The organism is Rubritalea sp., from assembly GCF_039830215.1.
In the GTDB taxonomy this organism is placed as follows: domain Bacteria; phylum Verrucomicrobiota; class Verrucomicrobiia; order Verrucomicrobiales; family Akkermansiaceae; genus Rubritalea.
Map to the genome: position 1 here is coordinate 1 of NZ_JBDOPO010000227.1, position 4,241 is coordinate 4,241.

Genomic DNA, 4,241 nt, shown 5'->3' on the forward strand with positions numbered 1-4,241 from the left:
CTGAAACCTATTTTTCCTTTACTCAATTCATATCATGAAAAAGCAACTAAGCATCGCCGCAATCGGCCTCGCCTTCACGGCAACCACATTCGCCCAGGAGCCAGCAGCCGCTCCTGCTGCTCCTGCTGCTCCTGCAGTAGAAAAAAAAGCAGAGCAGCTCTCTCCTGAAGAAGTCAAATCACGCACGTCCTATGGGATTGGCTACCAAAGCGCATTCCAGCTCGCCAACGCGGGCTTGATCGCTTCCGATTTCGACAAAGATGCGTTTTTGCACGGCTTCACCGAAGCTCTCTCTGGTGCAGAACTCAAGTTCACTCCAGAACAACTCGACGTAGCTATGCAGACATTGCAGACCTCACTCATGGAGCGCGAGAAAAAGATCGGCGACGAAAACCTCAAAAAAGGCACTGCCTTTCTTGCTGAAAACGCCAAGAAGGAGGGAGTAAAAACAACTGAAAGCGGCCTCCAATACCTTGTCCTCGAAAAAGGTGGAGACAAGAAATATGAAGCACCAAAGGATGCCCCAGGTGGAGTGGACCAGCAGTCAGAGTTCTTTGTAAACTACCGCGGCACACTGATCGACGGCACTGAGTTCGATAAGTCACCAGAAGGCGAGCCAGTTCCATTCACTCTTCAAGTCGTTCCTGGTTTTGCTGAAGCTCTTAAAATCATGCCAATCGGCTCCAAATGGCAAATCTTCATCCCAGCTAAACTCGGCTACGGCGAGCGTCGCTCAGGCTCAAAGCTCGAACCAAACTCAACACTCATTTTTGAGGTAGAGCTCACTAAGATTGGCAAGCGCCCAGCTCCTCAAGGCATGCCATTCAATATGCCTCCAGGTGTAATGCCACAAGGCCATCCTGGACAATAATCTGACGAGACTCTCTGAACACCTCTAAAGCCGCTGATCACGCATCAGTGGCTTTTTTTCTTCTAAAATATACATTCATCATCATATTCCTAGCATGAACGCGATCTTTTACGGACACTCTTGCTTCTCCGTCGAAATCAACGGATACAAAATCCTATTCGACCCTTTTATCTCACCTAACCCAAAGGCCGAAAAAATCAATATTGAGGCTATTGACGCTGATTTTATTTTGATTTCTCACGGCCATGAGGACCATGTTGCCGACGCGGAAGAAATACTCAAACGCACTGGAGCCACTCTCATTTCCAACTACGAAATTGTTTGCTGGTTTGGAGAAAAGGGACATAAAAAAAGCCACCCACTCAACCACGGCGGTTCAGTCAAACTCCCATTCGGCAAAGTCAAATTCGTCAACGCCGTGCACTCATCCGTCCTTCCTGATGGAACGTACGGTGGTAACCCTGGCGGCTTTGTTGTCGAATCAGACGAAGGCAACTTTTATTTCTCCGGGGACACAGCTCTCACCTATGATATGAAACTACTCGGTGACTTTCACAAACTTGACTGGGCAGTCCTCTGCATTGGGGATAATTTCACCATGGGCCACGAAGACGCAGCCATCTGTGCTGAATGGATTGGCGTAGACAAAGTTTTAGGCACGCATTTCGACACATTCCCCTATATCGAAATCGACCAATCAGCAGCGCGTGAACATTTCGTCAGTAAAGGCAAACAACTCTTTCTCCCAGCTATTGGGGAATCCATCTCAATCTAACTCATTTCTATACTATGAAAATCCGTACAGGCATCGGCTACGATGTCCACCAATTCGCTGATGGCCGCAAATGCATCCTAGGCGGTGTCGACATCCCACATACCATCGGATTACTTGGCCACTCAGATGCAGACGTACTCTGCCACGCCATTGCCGATGCGGTACTTGGCGCCTTAGGGCTACCTGACATTGGTTTCTATTTCCCTCCTGAAGACGCAGACATCGAAGGCATTTGTTCACTCGATATCCTCAAAAAATGCCGATCTCTAGCAGACGAAAAAGGTGCCGAACTCCAAAACGTCGATTCAGCCATTGTCGCAGAAGCCCCAAAGGTGATGCCACACCTCACAGCTATGAAAAAGAATATCTCAGATGCTCTTGGCATTGAGCCTGAAGATGTCGGCATCAAAGCCACAACAAATGAAACTATGGGCTTTGTTGGACGAAAAGAGGGCATTGCTGCCATGGCTACCTGCTGCCTCATTATTCATAATTAGTAGCCAATGCCGAGCAGCCGCATCAGCGATCTCCCTGAGGAAGATCGCCCAAGAGAAAAACTAGCGAAGTGGGGACCGGCGGCACTCAGCAATGCTGAACTCATCGCTATCTTTCTGAGAGTCGGTGTGCCCGGGCAGAGCGCTATCGAGATAGCCCAAGAATTACTCTATTCTCACGGCAACCTACGAAGCCTAGGCAGAAGCCCGCTTAAAGAAATTGCCAAGCAACACGGAATTGGCCCAGCCAAGGCAGCCCAAATAGCAGCAGCTTTTGAGCTTGGCCTTCGTTCGGCCAAAGAAGAGATAAACAATGCCTCTATCGCCACACCTGAGGAGATTTACAACTTGATGCGTCCCATTGTGGACCACCAAAACCACGAGAAACTCTTTCTCTTGCTCGCTGATGCGCGACTCAAGCACATGCGCACTATCGAACTCTCACACGGCACTATCAACGAAACTCTCTGTCACCCAAGAGACGTCTTCCATTACGTCATTCTCCACCAGGCCTGGGGATTTATACTGGTACATAATCACCCTTCTGGTGACCCGAGCCCAAGTCAGGCTGACAAACAAATGACTCAACAAATCTCTGCCGCGGCAGAACTACTCCAAGTGCGCTGCGTTGACCACCTTATCATCGGATCTCCCTCAGCCCAGCGTGATCCCTATTTTTCATTCCGCGAACACGGACTTATAAACTAACACCTCCATGATCCACCCTACCGCCATCATTCATCCCAACGCCACTATCGGCTCTAACGTCAGCATTGGAGCATTCACTATCATTGATGCCGATGTTCATATTGGCGATGACTGCACCATCGATCCCCACGTTTGGATCAGTGGCCAAACCACACTCGGTAAAAAGAACTTTGTTGGATTTGGCTCACACATTGGAGGTGATCCACAGGACACCTCCTTTGACAAATCTACTCGCTCAGGTGTCCTAATAGGTGACAACAATACGATCCGCGAGCACGTCACTATCCATCGCAGCACCAGCGAAGGAGGACTCACCACAGTGGGAGATAACAACATGTTTATGATCAACAGCCATCTAGCCCACGATGTGCAAGTTGGTGACAGCAACAACCTAGCAAATGGGGTTCTTGTCGCAGGTCACATTCAAATCGGCAACTTTTGCTTCCTCGGCGGCGGAGCCGGTTTCCACCAGTTTATCAAGATCGGCGACTATGCTATCTGCCAAGGCAATGCCGCCATCACCAAAGACATTCCGCCTTACTGCATGGCGCACGGTCAAAATAAGTTAGCAGGTCTCAATGTCATTGGCTTACGCCGTGCCGGCCTCAATGGCGAGCTGCGCAAAGAAATCAAAAGTGCCTACAATCTCCTTTTTAAAAGCGATCTAAGCATGACCGACGCTCTAACTCAGGCTGACCAACGCACTTGGGAAGCCCCCACACTCCTCCTCATCAACGCAGCGAAGAACCCGTCGCGCAAAGGCATCATGATGGCCTAACTGAAGCGCTCTTCACTCTAACAAAAAAACGCAATGGACACTCTCCTTTGCGGTTTTTTGTAGGGCTAAAAAAATACGGGCAAGACCGAAGTCTTGCCCGTAGAAATTAGTGTTTACTAATTAGCTAAGATTAGAAGCTAACTGAAAGAGCTACACCACCGTAGAAACGATTTTGCTCAGTACCTTGAGAACCGTCAATAGCTGCCCCGTAACGCTCAGCTCCACCAAGCTCCCATGAATATGCGAGATAAGGTGAAAGTGTTGCGTTCTCGGAGATCGCGATGTCGTATGAAGACTTGAGTGTTATGTGTGAAGCACCCCAACCTTCAGCGAGGAAACCTGATGTGAGTGATGTGTCCAATGTGTTACCGAAAACGTCAGCATCCTTAGAGAAAACAAGCTCGTTGTAGCCATCGTTGTCTACACCGTGCACGTCCCAGAAGTATGTGTAGCTAGCATTGATGCCGTAACAGAAGTCTCTAGAAAGGCCGAAGTATACTTCGTGACCGTCAGCAGCATTTCCATCAAAGAACTCATAGAAGATGTAACCAGTTGTGAAACGAGCCCAGCCGAGATCCTTAGAAGCGTCGACCCAGAGATCAAGTTCGTCAAGAC

General features: G+C 49.0%; 6 protein-coding genes. 5 read left to right on the plus strand and 1 reads right to left on the minus strand.

Annotation, left to right across the window (positions count from 1 at the left end):
- The first annotated feature begins 34 nt into the window (after positions 1-34).
- The 5 genes from ABGY95_RS07610 (at position 35) to lpxA (ending at position 3,626) form a co-directional block, all read left to right on the plus strand.
- Positions 35-871: an FKBP-type peptidyl-prolyl cis-trans isomerase N-terminal domain-containing protein gene (locus ABGY95_RS07610; protein ID WP_347441090.1), complete on the plus strand. Its 837-nt coding sequence runs from the start codon at positions 35-37 to the stop codon at positions 869-871.
- A gap of 94 nt (positions 872-965) precedes the next feature.
- Positions 966-1,646 (plus strand): metal-dependent hydrolase, encoded by a 681-nt coding sequence (locus ABGY95_RS07615; RefSeq protein WP_347441091.1) that lies wholly within the window; start codon positions 966-968, stop codon positions 1,644-1,646.
- A gap of 14 nt (positions 1,647-1,660) precedes the next feature.
- Entirely contained in the window at positions 1,661-2,143 is a 483-nt protein-coding gene (ispF, locus tag ABGY95_RS07620) for a 2-C-methyl-D-erythritol 2,4-cyclodiphosphate synthase (RefSeq protein ID WP_347441092.1), read from the plus strand.
- Positions 2,144-2,149: 6 nt separating this feature from the next.
- Positions 2,150-2,848, plus strand: a complete 699-nt coding sequence (gene radC, locus ABGY95_RS07625) for a DNA repair protein RadC (protein ID WP_347441093.1) — start codon at positions 2,150-2,152, stop codon at positions 2,846-2,848.
- A gap of 7 nt (positions 2,849-2,855) precedes the next feature.
- Positions 2,856-3,626 carry an acyl-ACP--UDP-N-acetylglucosamine O-acyltransferase gene (lpxA, locus tag ABGY95_RS07630; protein ID WP_347441094.1) on the plus strand — a complete coding sequence of 257 codons (771 nt, stop codon included), beginning with the start codon at positions 2,856-2,858 and terminating at the stop codon, positions 3,624-3,626.
- Positions 3,627-3,756: 130 nt separating this feature from the next.
- On the opposite strand, the gene ABGY95_RS07635 is transcribed toward lpxA, so the two are convergent.
- On the minus strand, positions 3,757-4,241 hold a 485-nt coding region (locus tag ABGY95_RS07635; RefSeq protein WP_347441095.1), incomplete at its 5' end, for a hypothetical protein.